Annotated in this window: 29 protein-coding genes and 1 tRNA gene; 17 read left to right on the forward strand and 13 right to left on the reverse strand. The window is 37.8% G+C overall.

Going from position 1 to position 21,780, the window contains the following annotated elements; genetic code table 11:
* Positions 1–60 precede the first annotated feature (60 nt).
* Positions 61–133 (reverse strand) — tRNA-Ala (locus tag ACVIJU_RS16660).
* A gap of 204 nt (positions 134–337) precedes the next feature.
* Here ACVIJU_RS16660 and ACVIJU_RS16665 point away from each other — a divergent pair.
* Positions 338–1,141, forward strand: a complete 804-nt coding sequence (locus ACVIJU_RS16665; RefSeq protein ID WP_063387042.1) for a protein-glutamine gamma-glutamyltransferase — start codon at positions 338–340, stop codon at positions 1,139–1,141.
* A gap of 7 nt (positions 1,142–1,148) precedes the next feature.
* On the opposite strand, the gene ACVIJU_RS16670 is transcribed toward ACVIJU_RS16665, so the two are convergent.
* Together ACVIJU_RS16670 and ACVIJU_RS16675 are read right to left on the reverse strand one after the other, a co-directional pair.
* A complete protein-coding gene (locus ACVIJU_RS16670; RefSeq protein ID WP_063387043.1) occupies positions 1,149–1,550 on the reverse strand; it encodes a secondary thiamine-phosphate synthase enzyme YjbQ in 402 nt (133 codons plus the stop codon).
* An 80-nt stretch (positions 1,551–1,630) separates the two neighbouring features.
* A complete protein-coding gene (locus ACVIJU_RS16675; protein ID WP_063387044.1) occupies positions 1,631–2,314 on the reverse strand; it encodes a zinc metallopeptidase in 684 nt (227 codons plus the stop codon).
* A gap of 263 nt (positions 2,315–2,577) precedes the next feature.
* Here ACVIJU_RS16675 and ACVIJU_RS16680 point away from each other — a divergent pair, with 263 nt between their 5' ends.
* From ACVIJU_RS16680 to ACVIJU_RS16690, 3 genes are all read left to right on the forward strand, one after another.
* Entirely contained in the window at positions 2,578–2,832 is a 255-nt protein-coding gene (locus ACVIJU_RS16680) for a hypothetical protein (protein WP_063387045.1), read from the forward strand.
* 68 nt (positions 2,833–2,900) lie between these two features.
* Positions 2,901–3,146 carry an ion channel gene (locus ACVIJU_RS16685; protein ID WP_456687952.1) on the forward strand — a complete coding sequence of 82 codons (246 nt, stop codon included), beginning with the start codon at positions 2,901–2,903 and terminating at the stop codon, positions 3,144–3,146.
* A complete protein-coding gene (locus ACVIJU_RS16690; RefSeq protein WP_456687785.1) occupies positions 3,055–3,825 on the forward strand; it encodes a potassium channel family protein in 771 nt (256 codons plus the stop codon). Before ACVIJU_RS16685 ends, ACVIJU_RS16690 begins: the two co-directional genes overlap by 92 nt.
* Here ACVIJU_RS16690 and ACVIJU_RS16695 read toward each other — a convergent pair.
* Together ACVIJU_RS16695 and ACVIJU_RS16700 are read right to left on the reverse strand one after the other, a co-directional pair.
* Positions 3,822–4,223 (reverse strand): YugN-like family protein, encoded by a 402-nt coding sequence (locus ACVIJU_RS16695; RefSeq protein ID WP_063387047.1) that lies wholly within the window; start codon positions 4,221–4,223, stop codon positions 3,822–3,824. The two genes, ACVIJU_RS16690 and ACVIJU_RS16695, sit on opposite strands and share 4 nt — an antisense overlap.
* A gap of 513 nt (positions 4,224–4,736) precedes the next feature.
* The gene (locus tag ACVIJU_RS16700) at positions 4,737–6,086 is read right to left on the reverse strand and encodes a glucose-6-phosphate isomerase (protein WP_063387048.1); all 1,350 of its coding nucleotides are present in this window, start codon (positions 6,084–6,086) and stop codon (positions 4,737–4,739) included.
* Positions 6,087–6,265: 179 nt separating this feature from the next.
* Here ACVIJU_RS16700 and ACVIJU_RS16705 point away from each other — a divergent pair, with 179 nt between their 5' ends.
* Entirely contained in the window at positions 6,266–6,499 is a 234-nt protein-coding gene (locus ACVIJU_RS16705; RefSeq protein ID WP_063387049.1) for a DUF378 domain-containing protein, read from the forward strand.
* Between the two features lie 337 nt (positions 6,500–6,836).
* On the opposite strand, the gene yugI is transcribed toward ACVIJU_RS16705, so the two are convergent.
* From yugI to ACVIJU_RS16720, 3 genes are all read right to left on the reverse strand, one after another.
* The gene (yugI, locus tag ACVIJU_RS16710; protein WP_063387050.1) at positions 6,837–7,202 is read right to left on the reverse strand and encodes a S1 domain-containing post-transcriptional regulator GSP13; all 366 of its coding nucleotides are present in this window, start codon (positions 7,200–7,202) and stop codon (positions 6,837–6,839) included.
* 128 nt (positions 7,203–7,330) lie between these two features.
* Complete coding sequence (locus ACVIJU_RS16715) at positions 7,331–8,500, reverse strand: aminotransferase (RefSeq protein WP_186439307.1); 1,170 nt, start codon at positions 8,498–8,500, stop codon at positions 7,331–7,333.
* Complete coding sequence (locus ACVIJU_RS16720) at positions 8,497–8,997, reverse strand: Lrp/AsnC family transcriptional regulator (protein ID WP_063387051.1); 501 nt, start codon at positions 8,995–8,997, stop codon at positions 8,497–8,499. Before ACVIJU_RS16720 ends, ACVIJU_RS16715 begins: the two co-directional genes overlap by 4 nt.
* 159 nt (positions 8,998–9,156) lie before the next feature.
* Between ACVIJU_RS16720 and ACVIJU_RS16725 the strand changes: the two genes are divergently transcribed.
* Positions 9,157–9,957 (forward strand): alpha/beta fold hydrolase, encoded by an 801-nt coding sequence (locus tag ACVIJU_RS16725; RefSeq protein WP_063387100.1) that lies wholly within the window; start codon positions 9,157–9,159, stop codon positions 9,955–9,957.
* 14 nt (positions 9,958–9,971) lie between these two features.
* Here the strand turns inward: ACVIJU_RS16725 and ACVIJU_RS16730 are convergent, their stop codons facing one another.
* Positions 9,972–10,235 carry a DUF1871 family protein gene (locus tag ACVIJU_RS16730; RefSeq protein WP_066249268.1) on the reverse strand — a complete coding sequence of 88 codons (264 nt, stop codon included), beginning with the start codon at positions 10,233–10,235 and terminating at the stop codon, positions 9,972–9,974.
* Positions 10,236–10,310: 75 nt separating this feature from the next.
* Here ACVIJU_RS16730 and ACVIJU_RS16735 point away from each other — a divergent pair, with 75 nt between their 5' ends.
* On the forward strand, positions 10,311–11,477 hold the full coding sequence (locus ACVIJU_RS16735) for a MalY/PatB family protein (RefSeq protein ID WP_456687786.1): 1,167 nt from the start codon (positions 10,311–10,313) through the stop codon (positions 11,475–11,477).
* A 29-nt stretch (positions 11,478–11,506) separates the two neighbouring features.
* On the opposite strand, the gene ACVIJU_RS16740 is transcribed toward ACVIJU_RS16735, so the two are convergent.
* On the reverse strand, positions 11,507–11,704 hold the full coding sequence (locus tag ACVIJU_RS16740; RefSeq protein WP_063387054.1) for a hypothetical protein: 198 nt from the start codon (positions 11,702–11,704) through the stop codon (positions 11,507–11,509).
* 128 nt (positions 11,705–11,832) lie between these two features.
* Between ACVIJU_RS16740 and ACVIJU_RS16745 the strand changes: the two genes are divergently transcribed.
* The gene (locus ACVIJU_RS16745) at positions 11,833–12,216 is read left to right on the forward strand and encodes a kinase-associated lipoprotein B (protein ID WP_063387055.1); all 384 of its coding nucleotides are present in this window, start codon (positions 11,833–11,835) and stop codon (positions 12,214–12,216) included.
* A 30-nt stretch (positions 12,217–12,246) separates the two neighbouring features.
* Here the strand turns inward: ACVIJU_RS16745 and kapD are convergent, their stop codons facing one another.
* The gene (gene kapD / locus ACVIJU_RS16750) at positions 12,247–12,867 is read right to left on the reverse strand and encodes a 3'-5' exonuclease KapD (RefSeq protein WP_063387101.1); all 621 of its coding nucleotides are present in this window, start codon (positions 12,865–12,867) and stop codon (positions 12,247–12,249) included.
* Between the two features lie 257 nt (positions 12,868–13,124).
* Between kapD and ACVIJU_RS16755 the strand changes: the two genes are divergently transcribed.
* Together ACVIJU_RS16755 and ACVIJU_RS16760 are read left to right on the forward strand one after the other, a co-directional pair.
* Complete coding sequence (locus tag ACVIJU_RS16755) at positions 13,125–14,240, forward strand: IS4 family transposase (protein ID WP_456687346.1); 1,116 nt, start codon at positions 13,125–13,127, stop codon at positions 14,238–14,240.
* A gap of 188 nt (positions 14,241–14,428) precedes the next feature.
* Positions 14,429–14,830, forward strand: a complete 402-nt coding sequence (locus ACVIJU_RS16760) for a thiol-disulfide oxidoreductase DCC family protein (protein WP_429646509.1) — start codon at positions 14,429–14,431, stop codon at positions 14,828–14,830.
* Between the two features lie 134 nt (positions 14,831–14,964).
* Here the strand turns inward: ACVIJU_RS16760 and ACVIJU_RS16765 are convergent, their stop codons facing one another.
* Positions 14,965–15,162 (reverse strand): hypothetical protein, encoded by a 198-nt coding sequence (locus ACVIJU_RS16765; RefSeq protein ID WP_429646510.1) that lies wholly within the window; start codon positions 15,160–15,162, stop codon positions 14,965–14,967.
* A gap of 173 nt (positions 15,163–15,335) precedes the next feature.
* Here ACVIJU_RS16765 and ACVIJU_RS16770 point away from each other — a divergent pair, with 173 nt between their 5' ends.
* The 7 genes from ACVIJU_RS16770 to mnhG are packed head-to-tail and all read left to right on the forward strand — an operon-like array spanning position 15,336 to position 21,099.
* On the forward strand, positions 15,336–17,756 hold the full coding sequence (locus ACVIJU_RS16770; protein ID WP_429646512.1) for a Na+/H+ antiporter subunit A: 2,421 nt from the start codon (positions 15,336–15,338) through the stop codon (positions 17,754–17,756).
* The gene (locus tag ACVIJU_RS16775; RefSeq protein ID WP_130157063.1) at positions 17,728–18,165 is read left to right on the forward strand and encodes a Na(+)/H(+) antiporter subunit B; all 438 of its coding nucleotides are present in this window, start codon (positions 17,728–17,730) and stop codon (positions 18,163–18,165) included. Before ACVIJU_RS16770 ends, ACVIJU_RS16775 begins: the two co-directional genes overlap by 29 nt.
* Positions 18,165–18,503 carry a Na(+)/H(+) antiporter subunit C gene (locus ACVIJU_RS16780; protein ID WP_066249252.1) on the forward strand — a complete coding sequence of 113 codons (339 nt, stop codon included), beginning with the start codon at positions 18,165–18,167 and terminating at the stop codon, positions 18,501–18,503. The genes ACVIJU_RS16775 and ACVIJU_RS16780 overlap by 1 nt, the downstream gene beginning before the upstream one ends.
* Positions 18,500–19,984, forward strand: a complete 1,485-nt coding sequence (locus ACVIJU_RS16785; RefSeq protein WP_066249250.1) for a Na+/H+ antiporter subunit D — start codon at positions 18,500–18,502, stop codon at positions 19,982–19,984. Before ACVIJU_RS16780 ends, ACVIJU_RS16785 begins: the two co-directional genes overlap by 4 nt.
* A gap of 5 nt (positions 19,985–19,989) precedes the next feature.
* The gene (locus ACVIJU_RS16790) at positions 19,990–20,466 is read left to right on the forward strand and encodes a Na+/H+ antiporter subunit E (RefSeq protein WP_130157059.1); all 477 of its coding nucleotides are present in this window, start codon (positions 19,990–19,992) and stop codon (positions 20,464–20,466) included.
* Complete coding sequence (locus ACVIJU_RS16795; RefSeq protein WP_066249245.1) at positions 20,466–20,753, forward strand: Na(+)/H(+) antiporter subunit F1; 288 nt, start codon at positions 20,466–20,468, stop codon at positions 20,751–20,753. Before ACVIJU_RS16790 ends, ACVIJU_RS16795 begins: the two co-directional genes overlap by 1 nt.
* Positions 20,734–21,099 (forward strand): monovalent cation/H(+) antiporter subunit G, encoded by a 366-nt coding sequence (gene mnhG / locus ACVIJU_RS16800; RefSeq protein WP_063387064.1) that lies wholly within the window; start codon positions 20,734–20,736, stop codon positions 21,097–21,099. Before ACVIJU_RS16795 ends, mnhG begins: the two co-directional genes overlap by 20 nt.
* Before the next feature lie 42 nt (positions 21,100–21,141).
* On the opposite strand, the gene ACVIJU_RS16805 is transcribed toward mnhG, so the two are convergent.
* Entirely contained in the window at positions 21,142–21,780 is a 639-nt protein-coding gene (locus tag ACVIJU_RS16805; RefSeq protein WP_066249242.1) for a response regulator transcription factor, read from the reverse strand.

Raw genomic sequence — 21,780 nt, forward strand, 5'->3', positions numbered from 1 at the left:
CAAAAAACTCATTTTTTATGAAGAAATAATAAAACCCTTGGTCAACAAGGGTTTTTTAAATGGAGCATAGGGGGCTCGAACCCCTGACCTTCGCGCTGCCAGCACGACGCTCTCCCAACTGAGCTAATGCCCCGTTTTTCATTTGTCACAGACAATATTATAGCGTGATGATTTTTCCAATACAAGTATAAATTTATACAAATGACGAAATTTCATAAGAGGTTTTTCTCCTGTAAAAAAGTTGATGCGGTAACGCTCTTTTCAAAGATATATCAGAATTTACATGGACCAATTACTTATCAAAATCATACGATGGCTACAGAGGGGGGAACGATAAATGATTGCAATTCAAAATAGGCCTATTACAGCTAATGAATTAAAAGAATTTTTTTCAGATGCAAAAGATCGGGAAATTATTGATTGGATGGCAAACAGCCACAAAGTTTATCGCTATGAATCCTTAAATGAATTAAAGTTTGAAATTTTATTCAGGAGAAAAACGATCGAAGCTTCGCTCGACCTTTTAAAAAGCAAAGCGCAATTTGCGACATTTGAAAATTCATACTGTCATGATCGCTTCTGGCAGCTGAGCAGTAAAGGGGCGTTTTTGTTAAAAAAAGATGTGACTCCGGCAAAAGGAATAGAGGACATTTTTATAAATGGAAATAAATATGCATTTGAATGTGCAACAGCTATAGTCATTGTGTTCTATAAAGCTGCTCTTGATTCAATAGGAGAAAAAGCTTTTAATTATTTATTTGCAGATCTTGTTTTATATGACTGGCATTACGACAAAGACCTCGGAGTCCGAACGACCGTTACGACTGATTTTGTCCCAGGAGACTGCGTTTATTTCAACAACCCGGATTTTAACCCGGAAACACCACAGTGGCGGGGGGTAAATGCGATTCATCTCGGCAATAATCTGTATTACGGTCACGGAATCGGAATTCGTGATGCAAAAGGCGTCATCGAAACGTTAAATCGATATCGAAAAAGACAAGCGGTTGAATCGGCTTATTTAAAAGATCAAGTTACAAGACCGAATTACAAGTACCTATCAACTTATCAAAACTATATTCGTGAAAATAAAAATAAACGAATTTCGGCTAGAATCGGGCAAACTTTTTATACATTTTAACTAAAACCTATCCTTTTAAAATTTTTGCATAATATGTCCGTTTTCTAGGTCCGTCAAACTCGCAAAAATAAATGCCTTGCCATGTCCCAAGCAGCAAATTTCCTTCCAAGATGATAACGTGCTGGGATGCTCCGACAGTACTTGCTTTCATATGAGCAGCAGTATTCCCTTCAAAATGCCGGTCAAGCGGATTCTCCCATGGGTACAGCTCATCGAAACGGCGAATCATATCCCGCTTTACGTCAGGATCAGCATTTTCATTGATCGTAATGCCTGCTGTCGTGTGCGGACAGTATACCACAACTATCCCTTCTGAAACGGCTGATTCATGTACAAACTGTTGAATTGACATTGTAATGTCAATCATTTCATCACGCCGGCTCGTCTGTAATATAAATTTTTTTAACATGATAAACACCGCCTCTTAGCCTTGCGCTTTTTCTAAAATGACAAGGGGCCTATTATACGAATAAGCCCCTTTTCCAATTTTTATTCTTCTTGAGATTGGAAGAAAATCATCACGAATTTCAGAAGTTCAAATAGAGATATTAAAGCTGCCGCAACATACGTTAAAGCCGCTGCATTTAATACTTTATTGACTCCGTGCTCTTCTTCGTTTCGGATAAAGCCGTCGCTTACTAAAATAGCTTTTGCTCTAGAGCTCGCATTAAACTCAACAGGCAATGTGATCAACTGAAATGCAACTGCAGCGGAGAAAAAGATAATCCCAAGCCCTAACAAGTTTAAGCTTTGTAATAAAAACCCGGCAATAAGCAAAATCGGAGCAATTCCCGATGTAAGATTGACAACTGGAAACATTTTATGTCTTAACACAAGAGCACCATACCGTTCTTTATGTTGAATTGCGTGTCCGCACTCATGCGCCGCGACGGAGACGGCCGCAATCGAATTTCCGTAATAAACCGGCTCTGATAACCGCACAACCCGATGAATTGGATCGTAGTGGTCTGTCAGCTGCCCGTGAACAGGCTCGACTGGAACGTCATAAAGTCCGTTTTGATCCAAAATTCTCCGCGCAACTTCTGCCCCTGTTAAATGACTCGAAGCGATCACATCGGAATACTTAGCAAAATTCCCTTTCACACGGAATTGCGCCCAAATAGATATTCCGAAGGCAATGAACACCAGAATGTCCATCGGATGAAAAAGCATTTTGAAAAACCTCCCGTTCTATTTTTTATAGTTAACAATAATATAACAATTTTTGAAGGAATTTGTACAGAATTTTGTATCAACGTAAAAGAACTGACACATGTCTTTACTATTCTACGATGACATGAACCATTTCATTCAGCTTTACTGTAAAATCACCCCATAATTATGAATTCAGCTGTCCAACATATTCATACGCATTTGTATACGAAAAGTTTCATTTTCAAAAAAGAATTTGCACATACTAATACAGGGGTGTTGAGATGAAACTTAATAATGAAGAGAAAAAACAACTGAGTACCGCAATTGATAACATGAACGATGCGTTAGATGTTTTTATCGAGCTGTACAATGAATCAGAAGAAGATGTAAGCATTATAGAATTTGAAGATCAAACCATCAAGGCGATTAAACGCGCGGTCGATGCATACGGAAAAGAGGCCGTTTCCAAAAAAATCAATACAATTATTACAGAAATTTTCTCTTTTCTTGCCGAAACGAAAGGAAGTAAATCATGAAATCGACAAAGCTTTGGATTCAATATTTAAGGTGGCCGGTTTTTATCCGAATGTCTGTTATTGTGTTAATGATTTTAATTTTGTTTGGCACGATGATTTCTTACATAGAACCGAAGGAGTTTCCTACACCTTTTGAAGGCATATGGTGGGCTCTTGTAACAATGTCTACAACCGGTTATGGCGATTTCGTTCCAAAAACTTTTTTTGGGACGTACATTCGGAATGATACTAATTTTGACCGGAGTAGCATTTTTAACATCCTATTTTACGAATTTATCAGCTGCTGCTGTAAAAAGGCAAAATGCCTATATTGACGGGGAAATTCCTTTCAAAGGGAAAAACCATTTTTTATTAATTGGCTGGAATGAAAAAACAAAGGAGATTATTGAAACACTGCGTATTATAAAATTTTACTGCCCTATTGTTCTTATCGACCAAACATTATCTGAGGCACCTTATATTGATGAAAACATACACTTTATTAAAGGAAATCCTGCCGATGATCAAATTTTAAATAAAGCAAACATTAAAGAGGCAAAAGCTGTCTTCATCACAGCTGATCAACATAGAAACGAATTGGAAGCCGACATGCTCACGATTTTAGTATTAATTACGGTAAAAGCGTCAAATCCGTCCGTGTACACCATTTGCGAAATGATGACAAAAACACAAACATTGAATGCCAAACGGGCGGGAGCTGATGAGATTATTCAATCTTTCCAGGTGGTTGGTCAAGTCTTTTTAAACAGCTTCTTATTTCAGAATGGATTTTCGAATGTTATATTAGAGCTCGGGAAAGCATACGGCGCCCGCTTAACAATTGAATCTCCAACAGACCAGGACATCGGGAAAAATTTTCAGCAATTGCATAATGACCTGTTTTCCAATGGCATCATTCTTTTTGGCATCAAAAGAGGGGAAGAGATTTTTCTAAACCCTCCCCACAATTTTAAAGTCGTTCAACACGATTGTTTAATAGCTTTAAAAAACTAATTTAATCTTCTTTCAAGCTCTTGAATTAGTGTCTCTCCTAATTGAACATAAGGCTCTAAAACATCGGCATCTTTTTCCGCCGGTTCGGAAAACTGATTAAAGGAGGCTTGGAAATTTCCAATTGCCGCATGATCGTCAAGTCCCTCTTTATATTTGTGGGTTAAAATAAAAGGCCGGCCGAGTCTTACCGTTGCATTATGTGCATCCAATTGCCCGTCGACAGCACGAAACGGTATTCTTAAAAAGTGGTATCCGTCGTCATCATCCATCAGATAATCAAAATAACCGTGATCATAATCCCAATTCCCTCCAATTGTGTATCCTAACTGTTTTAATTCCAGTTCTAAATCGTATAAAGGATATTGTTTTCCTTCCAAAGATGAAGAAATTTCAATCATAACTTAAACACCTTCCTGCTCATTTTTTATTATGTTTACCCAATGGTGAAAAAGTAGTCATGAAAGATGCTCTTCAAGCTTTATGGAAAATGGCGATTTTTGCATCCGGCAAATATTCGAGCGAATTTTTCGTTTGATGGAAAGTCATTATTTTAAGTTAAAAAATTGGTTTTTTATTTCGAATTTTGCTCTAACTATGCGGATCCCTCTTCCCAATAATATTCTCTACGCTCTTACAGCGGACAGATAAAAGTTAAAGGGCTTCTGTTAATGGAAGGGATATAACGTGACAGTCAAAAATATTGCGATGAAGAGCAAATTGTGTATTTATTTTTCTAAATAAAGGAATAAAAGAGCAACATTGCATTCCAATTGTCGGAAGCGGGCAGCAGATAAACAAAAATAAAACAGCTGTAGCAAGAAATAGCTACAGCTGCTGCTTAATCAAATTCTGTCTGCTTGGCAAAGGAAAATTCAGCAACAAATTGCCGTTCTTTTTTACATGATTCCCTTTTATTTCAAGCGTTTTTCAAGCTCAGCTTTTTTCTCTTCAAAGCCCGGTTTGCCTAAAAGAGCGAACATGTTGATTTTGTATGCTTCTACGCCTGGCTGGTCAAACGGGTTAACGCCAAGTAAATAACCGCTCATTGCACAAGCTTTTTCAAAGAAATAAACGAGATATCCGAATGTATAAGCGTTTAATTCAGGAATGGAAACAATGAGGTTCGGTACGCCCCCGTCAGTATGAGCTAAGAGAGTCCCTTCAAATGCTTTTTTATTGACAAAATCAACAGATTTTCCGGCTAAATAATTTAATCCGTCTAGGTTGCTTTCATCTTCTTCAATCGTTATGTCATGCCGTACCTTCTCTACATGTAAGATCGTTTCAAATATGTCCCGGCGCCCTTCTTGCACATATTGTCCTAACGAATGCAGATCTGTCGAAAAGTTGGCTGAAGCAGGGAAAATACCTTTCAAATCTTTTCCTTCACTTTCCCCGAAAAGCTGCTTCCACCATTCCGCAAAATATTGAAGAGCCGGCTCATAATTGATGAGCATTTCAATTGTTTTCCCTTTATTATAAAGAATATTGCGCGCAACGGCATACTGGTAAGCTGGATTCTCCATTAGCTCGGAAGAAGAAAAATCTCTTCTTGCATCTTGAGCGCCCTTCATAATCTCTTCAATATCCACTCCGCTTACCGCAATCGGAAGAAGCCCGACAGCAGTTAGAACAGAATATCGTCCGCCGACATCATCCGGGATAATAAATGATTCATATCCTTCTTCATTTGCGAGTGTTTTGAGGGCTCCGCGCGCTTTATCTGTCGTAGCATAAATACGTTTTTTCGCTTCTTCTCTTCCATATTTATCCTCTAATAATTTACGGAAAATTCGGAACGCTATCGCTGGTTCTGTCGTTGTTCCAGATTTAGAAATGACATTAATGGAAAAATCTTTTTCTTTTATAAAATCAATAACATCTTGGATATATGTAGAACTTATATTGTTTCCGACAAAAATAATTTGCGGCGCTTTTCTTTGGCTTTTTGAAAGAGCATTAAAAAATGAATGGTTCAACATTTCAATTGCAGCTCGAGCACCTAAATAAGAACCTCCGATTCCGATGACAAGCAATACATCAGAATCCGAACGGATTTTTTCGGCACATTGTTGAATCCGTGCAAATTCCTCCTTGTCATAATCTTGCGGCAAATCAATCCAGCCTAAAAAATCACTTCCTTGACCTGATTTTTCATGCAAGGAATGATGGGCAACCTTTACAAAATCTTGATAATATGTAAATTCTTGCTCACTAAAAAAAGATAAAGCTTTAGAGTAATCAAAACGTACATGTGCCATAAGCCAATTCCTCCATCTCTAAAAATTTATCTGCCATGTCTTCCACTTTATCGAAAATATTTGTCGAAATCAAGAAAACAATAAACAGAACAGGCTCATTATTCCTGCTATCAGATGTATAAATTTTTCATTTTGATACAAGTTAATAAGGAAAAATTCAACTTAAAGGAGGTAGCAACATGAGCACTTTACAGCGGATTGCACTGCTTTTTACAATAATCGGAGCCCTGAACTGGGGTCTTATCGGATTTTTTCAATTTGATCTTGTGGCAGCTATTTTTGGCGGCCAAAATGCTGCTTTATCTAGAATCATTTATGGTATAGTCGGTATTGCCGGTCTCATTAATCTTGCTCTCTTATTTAAACCTGATGCAGAATTTGCCCGTAATGAGCCTAAGACGGAAACAAGATAAAGACAACAAGCATTTCAATGGGATCAAAATTCGGAGCTTAAAAAATCGACATAATTTTCTGTAAAAAAACCTTCTATAATTTTTTTCTAAAATCGACAGAATCGAAAAGTAGGGTTCAAATAAACCGGCATAATTGCCGGTTTTTTTCATTAGCGCAGCTTGAAGGATTGCCGTTTTCGAACTTCTATAACCGAAATGACATTCGATAAATCTTTAAAAGAATGTCCGGGCAAAGTTCGATAGCAGTCTTTGTAACACGAATAAGTATTATAAAACAAATTCGTGTTCTACAATAACGTTTCCGTAAAATTCCGCCATGACCGTGATGCGTATGTCTTTATTTTTTTATAATATTTTCGTGTTTTGATTGTTCAATCCATTCCTGCAGTTTTTCACGCAATGTGTTAAAGCCTCTTGACGCTTCGTTTTCTGTTTTTTGTTTAGCAATTGGTTTTGATTTTTCTTCCACTGCCTTAATGGATAAGCTGATCTTTCCCGATTCATGATCAACAGAAAGAATTTTTACATTTACTTCATCGCCGATCTTTAAGTAATCCCGGACATCTTTTACATATCCGTGGGCAATTTCCGAAATATGCACTAGACCTTGCGTTTCTTCATCCAATGCTACAAATGCACCGTACGGCTGGATTCCTGTCACTTTACCAACTAAAACAGCCCCGATAGGATATTGATTAGCCATTTAAACACTCCTAATTCATAATTTCTGCTTAAAACGAATATGCGGTGATCAATTATAACACAATGTACTCATTTGAGCAAAAATAAATAAAAAAACCTGGCCTCATATTAGGCCAGGCAATAAAAGCATTATAAAGATTGTACAAATCGTTTGATCCTTTTCATCGCTTCTTGAAGCTGCTCCATAGATGATGCGTATGAACAACGAATATATCCTTCGCCGCTTTGGCCAAAAACATTGCCGGGGACTACTGCTACTTTTTCTTCTAAAAGCAATCTCTCCGCAAATTCCTCGGAAGACAATCCGGTGCTTTTAATGCTTGGAAAAGCATAAAAGGCACCGCCCGGCATATGGCAAAATAAACCGGCTTCATTTAACGACTGAACAATGTAGTTTCTTCTTCTTTGATAGCTTTTCCGCATGTATAAAACATCTTCATCATTTTCCAATGCTTCTAATGCAGCGTATTGGGCCATTGTCGGCGCGCACATGATCGAATATTGATGAACCTTCAACATTGCACGCGCAAAAACTCGGTCAGCAGCTATATACCCAAGCCGCCATCCTGTCATGGCAAAGCCTTTAGAAAAGCCGGAAATAAGAATTGTCCGTTCCTTCATACCTTCAATACTCGGCATGCTTACATATTCATCTTCATAACAGAGCTCAGCATAAATCTCATCAGCCACTACCAGCAAGTCATATCGCTTAGCAATTTGTGCAACTGCTTCCAGCTCTTTCTTCGATAAAACCGTTCCTGTCGGGTTGTTTGGCGTACAAATCATAATGGCTTTTGTCTTACTTGTAATATATTTTTCCAAAATTTCCGGATTGACTTTAAATTCTTCTTCTCCAAAGGTAGATACGCTGACAGGCTTCCCTCCCGCGAGAGTGACCAGAGGCGCATATGAAACAAAGCAAGGTTCTATTATTAATACTTCATCCCCGCTATTAATAATAGACCGGAAAGCTATATCGATCGCTTGACTCGCACCAACTGTTACAATAATTTCTTCAGCCGGATCGTACTGTAAATCAAAACGTTTGAACAAATACTCGCTGATTTTTTCGCGAAGCTCATACAATCCAGCGTTTGCTGTATAAGACGTAAATCCTTGTTCCAAGGAAAGAATGCAGGCTTCGCGTACATTCCATGGAGTGACAAAATCAGGCTCTCCTACACCAAGTGAAATAACGCCTTCCATATTGGCAGCCAGGTCAAAAAACTTGCGGATGCCTGATGGCTTCATATTTATGACAGTTTCTGACAAATATGAATTTAACGTCTTCATTTTCATGGTGACACCACGATTCTTTTATCTTTATCTTCGTGATCAAAAATGATTCCGTCATGTTTATATTTTTTCAAAATAAAATGTGTTGTTGTAGATAAAACGGATTCAAGCGTTGACAGCTTCTCCGATACAAAACGGGCTATATCATTCATTGTTTTTCCTTCAATCACGACAGAAAGATCATAAGCGCCTGACATTAAATAAACCGATTTAACCTCGTTAAATCGATAAATGCGTTCAGCAATTTCATCAAACCCTACGCCTCTTTTTGGAGCCACCTTTACATCGATCATGGCTGTTACGCCTTCATGCCCGTCTACCTTTTTCCAATCAATGGTTGTCGCATAATTCACGATGATTTTTTTCTCTTCTAAACCTGAAATCAATTTCTTTGTCTCTTCCTCAGAAAGTCCAATCATTTTTGCAATTGTTTCAGGTGTTAAGCGGCTGTCTTCCTCCAAAATTTCTAAAATTTCTGTTTCCTTTTCAGTCAATTTCATTTTTGTAAATCCCCCTAAAATGGAATCTTCAGATAATTATATCACGTTCCAGAATTTTTACATCACTATGCCAGAAAATTTTTTAAATTGATGGATAAACTAACGGTACAAAATTACTGAAAGGAGAAATAAGCATTGCTAAAGGAAATCCATCACAAGATGAAAATATTAGGAACAAATATATATTACGAATATTATCATCATCCACAACAAACAGATACGATCGTGCTGATTCATGGATTTTTATCCTCCACCTTCAGCTACAGAAAATTAATCCCTTTATTAAAAAAGCACTTTTCCATTATAGCCATTGATCTTCCCCCATTTGGGAAATCCGAAAAAGCAACAAAGTTTTTCTATTCCTATCACAACATGGCAAAAGCGGTTATAGAGCTTTTAGAACGTCTGCAAATCAAACAGGCTGTAATTGTCGGCCATTCCATGGGCGGACAAATTTCTTTATATGCAGCTAAGCAAAAACCTGATTTGTTTAAAAAAATTGTGCTCATTTGCAGCTCTGGTTATATGCAAAAGATGCCTTCCTCTCTCATATTTTGTTCATATCTCCCGTATTTTTACCTTTACGTTAAAAGACAATTTATCAGGCAAGGCGTATGGAAAAGCTTATGCAGTGTCGTGCACGACCAATCGCTCATTAACGAAGACATGATATACGGATATAGCGAACCGTTTTATGACGATAAAATTTTCAGAGCATTGACCCGAATGATTCGTGAACGTGAAGGAGATCTTTCCTCACAAGACTTAAAAACGATTGAAATTCCATGCTTATTAGTATGGGGGGAAGAAGATAAAATCGTTCCAATCGAAGTCGGATACCAGCTTCAGAAAGATTTGCCCATCTCTCGTTTTGTCTCCTTCAAACAAACAGGCCATTTAGTGCCTGAAGAGCGGCCATATCATGTTAGTAATCACATTTTTGATTTTTGTTTCGGCTAAATAGGCAAGTGTTTTTACAATAATTGGCATGACACATTTTTTTTAATCGCCAATAGTTTTTTGGCGATTTTTTCACATTCCTTTAAAGGTATAACCTCTTCAAAAGAGAATTCGTAAATTGACTGAATCTTCCTAGCCAACTGTAAAGGGTGATCAATTGTATGAACGGCTTGAATGCAATCAACTATTTCCAGTTCGTAAGCATCATTGCCCAGTTGGAGCGGATCCCATTCACTTAACAGTTCAATCATAAATAAATTTGCCTCTTTTTGTTCCATATCGCTTCCCCCAAATTGGTACAAAATGTTTGCAATTGTATTTTAGCACATATACATTGGTATTGAGGTGAGAAGATGAGTGATTTTGATCAAGTAATAAAAAGAAAAGGAACACAATCTTACAAATGGGATTTCACAAAAGAATTGTTCGGACATGAAGATGTTTTGCCAATGTGGGTAGCTGATATGGATTTCAAATCTCCCGATGCGGTCATAGCGGCTTTGAAAGAACGAGTCGAACACGGTGTGTACGGCTATACTGGCGTCGCCTCCAAAACAAAAAAATCGGTTCAAAATTGGCTAAAAACAAGACATGGATGGGAAATTTCAGCCGATTCACTTGATTTTTGTTCAGGCGTAGTGGAAGCAATGAGCATAGCCATCCAAGCATTAACGGAAGAGGGGGATCGGATTGTGATTCAGCCCCCGGTATACAAGCCTTTTTTTGACATGGTGAAGTATAATAAACGCATTGTTGTGGAGAATGAATTAGTTTTAAAAGACGGGCGTTATTCTATCGATTTTGAAGATTTGGCGGAAAAGCTGGCAGATCCATCCGTCAAAATGCTGATTCTTTGCAACCCGCAAAACCCGAGCGGAAGAGTATGGACAAAAGAGGAGCTTGCAAAAATCGGCGAATTGTGCTTAGAAAACGGCGTGTTTGTTTTTTCAGATGAAATTCATTCAGATATTTTGCTGTTCGGCAATAAGCACACTCCTTTTGCTTCCATCAGTGAATCATTTGCTCAAAATTCCATTACAGCTATTGCGCCAAGCAAAACATTTAATCTTGCCGGCCTTCAAGCTTCAGCAGTGATCATTCCTGATAAGAAAATATTAGGTAAATTTAAACAAGTGAAAAGAAAGCAGGGGCATTTTTCTTTAAATATTTTTGGCATTACGGCAATGGAAGCAGCCTACAATAACGGACATGAATGGCTGGATTCACTTCTCCTTTACCTTGAAGAAAACGTAAAACTTGTCGAACAATATATTGGGGAGCATTTAAAAACTATAAACGTAATCCATCCTGATTCTACGTATTTAATTTGGCTTGATTGCCGTTCATTAAATATGACTGAACAACAATTAAAAAAACAGCTGCTTGAAAAAGGAAAATTAGCATTGGAACTGGGCAGTAAATACGGCAAGGCTGGAGAAGGTTTTGTGCGGATGAATATCGGCTGTCCGCGGCAGATGGTCCTAGATGGATTAAAGAGACTAAAAACGGCTCTTTCTTAACATTCGTTGGGAGGCATCGCCTCCCGGTTTCAGCTTCTTTTTTTCTCATTTTCTGAAAGCTTTTTCAGCAGCTCATTCGCTTTTTCTTCTTCCTTGCGGGATATTTTTTTAAAAAAAATGATCGCAACTACAGCTAAAATGATAAACGGAACCATTTGCAAAAAACCATATAAATATTCAATTTTATTTTCCGGAAAATATAGAATAAAATTTAGAAGCCATTCCATGATCATCACGACCTTTCAAATCCATTCTATCTTTCTACTATAGCAAAATTTTGCTTTATCATGCCATCTGCTCTGAAAATAAAAGTGTACAATAGGTGAAAACATTACAATTGCTGGAGGGGAAAACTTTGGACATAAAAGTCGGGGATATCGTTACAGGCATTTATAAAACCGGTAAATATATCGGGGAAGTTACCGAAATTCGGGAGAATCATTATTTAGTAAGAGTAAAAGCGGTTTTAAAACATCCGATGCAAGGGGATTTGCACCAGCCGAAACAAGCAGATGTTCCGTTCTTTCATGAACGCAAAGCACTTTCCTTCAATGAACAAGCAAATATTCCAAAAAAAATGGTTCACCATTATAACGGGGAAATTCCTGATTACGAAACTTCTCTGAAAGAAGCTTCCGCTGCTTTAAAGAAGGAGCTTGAGGAAGATGGAAGCGATTGGGCATTGCGTTCTCTTGAAAACTTGAATCGATTAGAGAGAGAATATTTTAAAGCATTATGAAAAGGCCACTACAAATTGCAGCTGGCCTTTTCATGTCGCTTGCTTTTGCCATAATTTTGTTAAATCTATTCGTTCACCAATTGTCAGCGGCTTTGGTTTCAAAAGATATTGCTTATCTTTTTCAATCAGCTTAAAAATATTAAAAGTTGTTAACGCATCGTCAAGTGCACGATGATGCTTGCCGATTCCTTTTTTGCCGTATTCCTCCACAGCTTTCCACAATCCTGTTTGATTGCGGTCGCCAAAAAATTTTTTATATTCCATTGATAAATCGATCTCCGTACCTGCTATTGGAAATGGCAGTCCATGCTCTTTGCAATTATGGCGAAGAACTTTCATGTCCATGTTGCCCCATGTCACGATCATTGTTTCTTCCCCAAAAGAAAGCTTGCGAAGAAGATGAACCAATTCGGAAAACGATAGACCGTTATCAACTTGTTCTTGGGTAATTTCCAAAAAACGCTTACATCGTTCTGTTAATTTTGGAAAAAATCTAGGTTTTACAAATGTGGAAAACGTCTCTTTAATTTTTCCCCTTTCTACCTTTACGACACCCGCTTCGATAATTTCCGGAAAAAAGCCTTCCGGATTCATTTTGTTCTCAGCCATTGTAAATTCAAAATCAATAAATAACTGCTTCTTGGCCTCCACGTTCATCCTCCCTCCTTATGCAATCACTGCTCCGAAAACACCGTTACTTCATTATATCATTTAACAAGAATAAATATCTTCCATTTCGGAAAATAAAAAATTTTTTATGAATTTTTTCACTAGTGTTGCATTAATTTAATTTTAATATTAAAAAGACTCACAATCTTCACTTATTTTATTTTGTGAAAAGAAAAAGTCCTTTATAATGGATAAGTCAGGTGGTAACCCGTCCAAATCCACTAAAAAGGACCAAACTCATGGACAAGATTACACGAAAAACTTCATTTGGACAATGGTTTTCGCCAATAAATCTTCAATTATTTGAAGAACAGGTGAAAACGATGAAATTAGATTACTATACGAAAAAATTAACGACAGAGTCATTTCTAAAATTACTGCTTTTTGCGCAATTGGAAGAAATCGAAAGTCTCCATGCGCTAAGCGATTGCCTTTTTGATGACCAACTTCAAAAAGGGGTCGACCTTAATTCTATTAGTATTTCACAGTTGTCACGGCGATTAAATGGTATAAACCCAGATCTATTTCAAAAGCTTTTTCTTGATTTAGTCGCAAAAATTCATGCCAAAACACAATACACAAAACGGGTCATGCCTTTAAAAATCATTGATTCAAGCACATTGCCACTTAATTTGACCAATCATAAATGGGCGAAGTTTCGCAAAACAAAGGCTGGTGTAAAGCTGCATTTGCGCCTTGTGTTTATGGAAAAGGGGATATCCTATCCTGAAAAAGCTTTGATGACAACGGCAAGAGAACATGACCGTGGACAGCTTGAAATCATGGTGGATGACAAGGAATGCATGTATGTGTTTGACCGTGGCTATCTAGACTATGAGCGCTTTGATCGTATGACGGATGACGGCTACTTCTTTCTTTCCAGACTACGGAAAAACGCTGTTATACGGGAAGTTTATGATTTTAAACTACCCGAAGATACGAGTGTTTTGTCGGATCAAATGGTATTGATTGGCACAACTCAAAACCGTGCTGAAAATTACTTTCGCCTTCTAAAAGTGATGGATTCAAAAGGAAATGAACTCCATTTAATCACAAATCGTTTTGATTTAAGCGCCGAAGAAATTTCCGAGATGTACAAATCACGATGGGCTATTGAACTGTTTTTTAAATGGGTCAAACAACATCTCAGCATCAAAAAATTCTATGGTCAAAGTGAATGGGCGATTCAAAATCAAGTATTTATCGCACTTATTGTTTTTTGCCTACATGTTCTGGCACAAATCGAAACAAATAGTACGCGAAAAACCTTACAAATTAGCCGTTATTTAAGGGCTGCATTGTGGAAACCAGCGCATATCTGGCTTCGAAAAATTGAAGGAAAAGCCATCCCTTAATAAGTAAATTGTCGTCGTCGCACAGGTCTAATTGTCAATAAATTTCCAAATGGATGGGGTCACCTTTAATTGGGTACTTACCTTTTTGGCTCTAAACAGGAAAAATAATAAAACTGAAAATTACGACAATATTTATGCAACACTAGTGGAATTTTTTATTATAAAATGGAAGAAAGGAGTGAATATCGATGAAGCCAAAAAAAATCATTCTTTTCGACGGCATGTGCAATTTTTGCGATTCGACCGTAAATTTCATCATTTCGCACGATCCAGATGAAATTTTTATATTCGCACCGCTGCAATCAAGCAAGGGAAAGGAATTATTACAGCAATTCGGCCTTTCGACTGAATCTTTTGATTCGCTCGTATTATTGGATGGGAATCGCTGTTATACAAAATCCACTGCTGCTTTACATATCGCCAAACACTTAAACGGGTTTTTGAAAATATTTTACGGATTCATCATCATCCCGAAACCAATTCGCGATTTTTTTTATCAGATCATTGCTAAAAACCGATATAAATGGTTCGGTCAAAAAAACAAATGCATCCTTCCTAGTGAAAACATAAAAAAACGTTTTTTACAATAATCCGAGGAAATTTTAAAACTTCCTGTTCATCTCATAAATTTTTCTTCCTGTAAATAAAGAAAAAAACTGGGCAATCGCCAATTTCCTTTAAAAAACTCGATTTTACTTGTATTTTCTTAAATATTTTTGGCATTTCATTCTAAGTAATTGATGACACGAATGTATTCTCTTGGTGCAAACGTTTCTCCCTTCATATTTTTGGAAAAAGTATTGATTGGCGTCCACTCATATGATGGATGTACATACGTCTGTTTCGTTTGTTCATGCAAATACCATGAAATGCTGAATAATAAGATAAAAATTAAAACGGCTGTCATTACCTTTTTTGCCATCATACCACCTCATTTTCAAGGTGGGAAATTTCACAAAAAAATATACATTTTATGATTTTTTTGATACGATATTTGTGGTCTTATGAACTTGAAATTTAAAATGCTATATATGCAAAAAATATTGAGAACAATAAAATACAGCTAGTCCAAAACATTGGATAAGGAGGGTTTACATGACATTTCTGCATTGGGCTATATTATTTCCATTTCTATTTGCTTTCATGGTACCATTCCTATATAAGACATTTCGGAAAATACATACTGGATGGTTTGTGCTTCCCCTTCCTATATGTTTATTCATATTTTTTCTTCAATTTTTGCCGGGAGTTAAGTATAAAGAAGGTATCGTACAAACTGTTAAATGGATTCCATCATTAGGAATTGATTTTGCTGTTTATGTGGACGGACTCAGCCTTCTGTTTGCTTTGCTCATTACCGGTATCGGATCTCTCGTTGTTCTTTATTCGATTTACTATTTGTCGAAGGAAAAAGAACAGCTGAATGCGTTTTACGTTTATTTGTTGATGTTTATGGGGTCAATGCTTGGAGTAGTCTTAACTGATAATACTATTGTTTTATATACTTTTTGGGAAATTACCAGCTTTTCTTCTTTTCTATTAATTGGCTATTGGCATTATCGGGAAAGATCACGTTACGGGGCGCTAAAATCGATGCTTATTACTGTTTTCGGCGGGTTTTCCATGCTTGGCGGATTTATATTGCTCTACATCATGACTGGAACATTCAGCATTCGTGAAACAATTGCCCAAAGCAGCAGTATCGCCGACAATGGATTATTTATCCCAGCCCTTATTCTGCTCTTATTGGGAGCATTTACAAAATCCGCCCAATTTCCTTTTTACATTTGGCTGCCTGATGCGATGGAAGCGCCAACGCCAGTCAGTGCGTATCTCCACTCAGCAACGATGGTGAAAGCAGGCATTTATTTAGTTGCTCGATTCACACCTGTATTTGCAGGAAGTGCCGAATGGTTTTGGATCGTTTCACTTTTCGGAATTTTCACCTTATTCTGGGGATCCTTCCATGCGGTGAAACAAACAGATTTAAAAGCGATGTTAGCCTTTTCAACTGTCAGCCAGCTCGGCATGATTATGTCCCTTTTAGGTGTCGGCTCCGCCGCCCTCTTGTTTGATCATTTTGAATTTTATTCAGTTGCGATTTTAGCAGCGATTTTCCATTTGATTAACCATGCGACATTTAAAGGCAGCCTATTTATGGTTGCAGGCATTGTTGATCATGAGACAGGTACTCGAGATATTAGAAAGCTTGGCGGACTCATGTCCCTTATGCCCATTACCTTTACGATCGGTTTAATCGGCGCGTTTTCTATGGCAGGTCTTCCACCATTTAATGGATTTTTAAGCAAGGAAATGTTTTTTACCGGTATGATTCGAGTATTGAACATGGATGTATTTCAAACAGAAACATGGGGGTTTTTACTTCCAGTGCTCGCATGGATCGGCAGTATTTTTACATTTATTTACAGCATGATGTTTGTTTTTAAAACATTTGCTGGAAAATTGCAGCTGGAAAATCTGCCTAAAAAACCCCACGAGGCGCCGATCGGAATGCTGATTCCGCCTATTGTGCTGGCATCCCTTGTTGTTATTTTTGGATTTTTTCCAAACTTGCTTGCTTACAGCTTAATCGAACCGGCAATGAAATCTGTCATGCCTAGCGTGTTGAAGGATGGAGAACATTTTCACATTCATATTTCACATTGGCACGGCTTTACTGCGGAATTTTGGATGACAGTTGGCGTAGTGATACTTGGAATATTCCTATACTTGACAGCGTCAAAATGGAAAAGAGTTTACGATCTGCAGCCGAAAAGGATGACGCTCAATCAATTATATGATCATTCTTTAAAAACGACAGGCAAAACTTCCAACCGGCTGACAAGCTTTTATATGACTGGATTTATTCGCGACTATCTCGTCTATATTTTTGCATTTATGATCATGGCAGTTGGAGCGACAATGATCATCAAGCAATCAATCTCTTTTGCTGCGGATGATGCTGCACCTGTCGGAATTTATGAATTGATCCTGTCGATTGTTATGATAGCCGGTTCAATCACAGCTGTTTTGGCAAGATCCAGATTGACAGCCATTATTGCACTTAGCTCCGTCGGGTATTCACTCGCACTGTTTTTCGTTTTATTTAGAGCGCCGGATTTAGCCTTAACGCAGCTAGTTATTGAAACGGTATCAACTGCCTTGTTTTTGCTTGCTTTTTATTTCTTACCTGAGCTGCAGAAAAAAGATAAAACTCGAAGATTCCGCCTAGTGAATTTTATAATTTCAGCAGGCGTCGGGGGGATTGTAACGCTGCTGGCCATTTCCGCAAGCAGCGAACGCACTGGAAAAACGATCGCGGAATACTTTCTGGAAACGAGCTATAGCTTGGGCGGCGGATACAATGTCGTCAACGTTATACTAGTCGATTTCCGCGGCTTTGACACGCTGTTTGAAATAACTGTTTTGGCAATCGCAGCGCTTGCTGTCTACAGTATGATTCGCCTTCGCACAGGAGGGAAAGACGTTGAAGAAAACGGGTTTAAAAACGAATGATCTTATTTTGCAAACAATTACAAAAATCGTACTTTTTATCGTGATCATTTTTTCGTTCCATTTATTTTTCGCTGGCCATAATGCCCCTGGAGGCGGGTTTATCGGCGGGCTCATCACATCAGGAGCAATCGTTTTATTATTGATCGCTTTTGATGTCAAAACCGTGAAAGCGATTTTGCCCATTAATTATGTTAAAGTGGCGGCGTTCGGATTATTGATTGCGATTTTATCGGGGATCGGCTCCTTTCTTTTCGGAGTTCCGTTCCTTTCCCATACACATGGCCACGTTCACATACCGGTTTTAGGCGATACGCATCTTGCGACTGCTGTCATTTTTGATCTCGGTGTATATTTTGTTGTTGTTGGTGTGACAATGACGATTATTCAAACGATTGGAGAGACGGAATAATGGAGATTGTAACTTCCATTGTTGCAGGAATTTTGTTTATGACAGCTACATATTTAATGCTTTCAAAAAGTTTATTGCGGATCATTATTGGAACAGGTCTTTTGAGTCACGGAGCTCATCTCCTCATTTTAACGATGGGGGGACTGAAAAAAGGAACTGTTCCGCTGCTAGATGAACACGCAGCTTCTTATGTAGACCCTTTGCCGCAAGCACTTATATTAACTGCAATTGTCATTAGCTTTGGAGTAACAGCCTTCTTTTTAGTGTTAGCCTACAGATCTTATCAAGAACTTGGAACAGACGATATGGATCAATTGAGGGGAAATGATCAGAAATGAATAACAATATCATTATTTTACCGATTATTATTCCTATGATAACTGCAGTATTGCTTATTTTTTTCAATAAACAAGAAAAAGTGCAAAAATATTTAAGCGCTGTTTCTTCCGTTATAAATATCGGCATTTCCGTTTTCCTTGTTCACTATGTTCATACAAACGGAATCATTTCCCTTGAAGTCGGAGATTGGAAAGCGCCGTTTGGGATTGTTCTTGTAGCCGATATGTACGCGATTCTGCTTGTTTTAACGGCAAACATTATTGTTTTTGCCTGTTTGCTATTTTCCTACAAAATAGTAGATTATAATCGAAGCAAATTTTTCTACTATTCCGGCGTCATGTTTTTATTGACCGGAGTGTCCGGTGCTTTTCTGACAGGAGATCTTTTCAATCTGTTTGTGTTCTATGAAGTTATGCTCATGTCTTCTTATTTTTTAATTGTTCACGGAAATTCAAAGCCGCAATTAAGAGAAACTATTAAATACATTTTAGTAAATGTTATTTCATCGGCTTTATTTGTCATATCCGTTGCATTTCTATATGCTGTAACAGGTACATTAAACATGGCTGACTTGAGCCTGCGAGTCGCAGAATTAGGCTCATCCGGCATCATCGCGGCCATCTCCATCATGTATTTAATTGTATTCGGATTGAAAGGAGCCATTTTCCCGCTTTTTTTCTGGATGCCCGGCTCCTATCAGGCTCCGCCAGCAGCTGTTACGGCTCTATTTGGTGCTCTTTTGACAAAAGTTGGCGTCTATTCGATCACAAGAGTGTTTACGCTTATTTTTTTGCAGGACATTGCATTTACTCATACGTTTATCGCATGGCTAGCGGTGCTTACGATCATATTTGGCGTTATTGGCGCCATTAGCTTCTCGGATATTAAACAGATCGTGATATACAACATTTTGACAGGCGTTGGTGTCATTTTATTCGGAGTGTCCACAATGACCGAATCAGGTTTAGAAGGATCTGTTTATTACATGATCCACGATATGATTATTAAAGGGTTGCTGTTCCTTTTGGTCGGAATCGTCTTTTCGATCACTGGAACAACAAACCTTGATAAATTCAGTGGACTAATAAAAAAATACCCAACACTTGGGTGGATGTTTTTTATCGCCGCATTAGCTTTAGCCGGCATTCCACCATTAAGCGGTTTTATCGGGAAACTGAAAATAGTCCAAGGGGGATTTGAGCAAGGTGAATTTGTATTAGCTTTCGCAGTCTTGCTTTCAAGCCTTTTAGTCCTATATTCTGTGATGAAAATATTTATTAACGGTTTTTGGGGAGAGGAAAAAATTCCGCAAGTTCGGGAAACCAGTCAAGTAAAAAGTCTTTACGTTCCGGCTGCTTTCTTGCTTGCTCTCTCATTATTTTACGGGCTTGGCACAGAATTTATCTCTTCATACATCAAACAGGCAGAACAGGTTCTTCTTTCTCCAGATCTTTATATTGAAGCCGTATTAAAGGAGTAGATCACATGGCCTTTCAAATACTGTTAAATTTTATGATTGCCATTACATGGATGCTTTTGCAGGATGACTACTCATTCATCACATTTTTTATCGGATATCTTTTAGGTATTATCATTCTTTTCGCGCTGCGCCGTTTTTTTCCAAGACGATTTTATCTGTACAATATTGCCGCTGTCATAAAGCTCATATTCATCTTTTTGAAGGAGCTTGTCCTTGCAAATATTGCTGTTTTAAAAATCGTTTTGTCGCCAAAATTGAAAATGGAGCCTGGAATTTTTGCCTTTGAAACAGAATTGGAAAAAGATTGGGAAATTACGATTCTATCCAATCTCATTACTTTAACACCAGGAACATTTGTTATTGATATTTCCGATGATAATAAAACGCTTTATATCCATTCTGTGGATATAGCGAATGTCGAACAAGCAAGAAAAGATATAAAAAGCAGTTTTGAGAAAGCTATTAAGGAGGTGAGCCGTTAATGTTTGAATTTATTATTTGGATTTCTTTGGCTCTTATCGCTGCTTCCTCTCTCTTATTGATGATTCGGCTCATCAAAGGCCCATCCGTTCCAGACCGCGCCATATCATTAGATGCGATCGGCATTAACTTAGTCGGGATCACAGCGATCATGTCGATTGTTTTAGATACAAGCGCTTTTTTGGACATTATTTTATTAATTGGAATTTTAGCTTTTATCGGCACAGTATCGATTGCTAAATTCTTGGAGAAAGGAGAAATTATCGAAAATGATCGAAACAATCAGTAAGTTTGTGATCGGATATCTCATTCTCCAAGGAGCCTTTTTCAGCCTAATTTCCGCCATTGGTGTGTTGAGGCTACCAGATGTATATACGAGAAACCATGCGGCTTCCAAAAGCGCGACATTAGGTGTGCTCTCTATTTTACTAGGGGTGTTCTTATATTTTTGGGTACTTGAAGACCATATGAATGGAAGAGTTTTGCTGGGAATTCTGTTTATATTTTTAACATCGCCTGTAGCAGGACATTTAATCAGCCGCGCAGCTTACCATACAAAAGTGAAACTATGGGAAAACAGCAAAATTGATGAGTTAAAAGAAAAAAAGAAAGCAAAGGATAAGGTTCATTCATGAGCCTTATCTTTTTTAGCAATCAAATTGGACGGGACTCCTTATTTAAAGAATGCCTTCTGACTTCGCAATTAATACGGCTTCTGTCCGAGAGCTGACGTGCAGCTTATTAAAAATGGAAGTCAGACTATATTCAATCGATCTTTTGCTTAAATGCAGCTTATCTGCTATTTCTTGATTTGTTAACCCTCTTTCGACTTCCATTAAAATCATTTTTTCCCTATCTGTTAAAGGCTCATTTGCTTCTTTCATAGATGGCGACTTTAATGTCTGTCGTTCAATCAATTTTTTTACGTAATCAAATGATAGAATAATCTCACCAAGCAACGCATGGCGAATGTGAGATAATATTTTCTCTTTTGACTCCGTCTTGCTGATTACTCCATGAATGCCTAAGGAAATCGCTTCTTCCATATAATCATTGACATCATATCCAGTATAAAGAAGGACTTTGCATTGGTGTTCTTGGGATGTTATTTGCTTTGCCAGTTCAATCCCGTTGACGTCACCTAAATTCATATCCATAAGAACTGCATCATATTGCAAAAAATCGATTTTCTTCATAAGTTCAGCCGTATAAGGAGGCTCCAGACAATCCACTTCAACTTCAGAATCCGTCTCCAATATCGCTTTTGTCCCTTCTCTCACAGCAGGATGATCGTCAATCACTAAAATACGAATCAT

It is taken from the genome of Aeribacillus sp. SP014 (genome assembly GCF_054055575.1).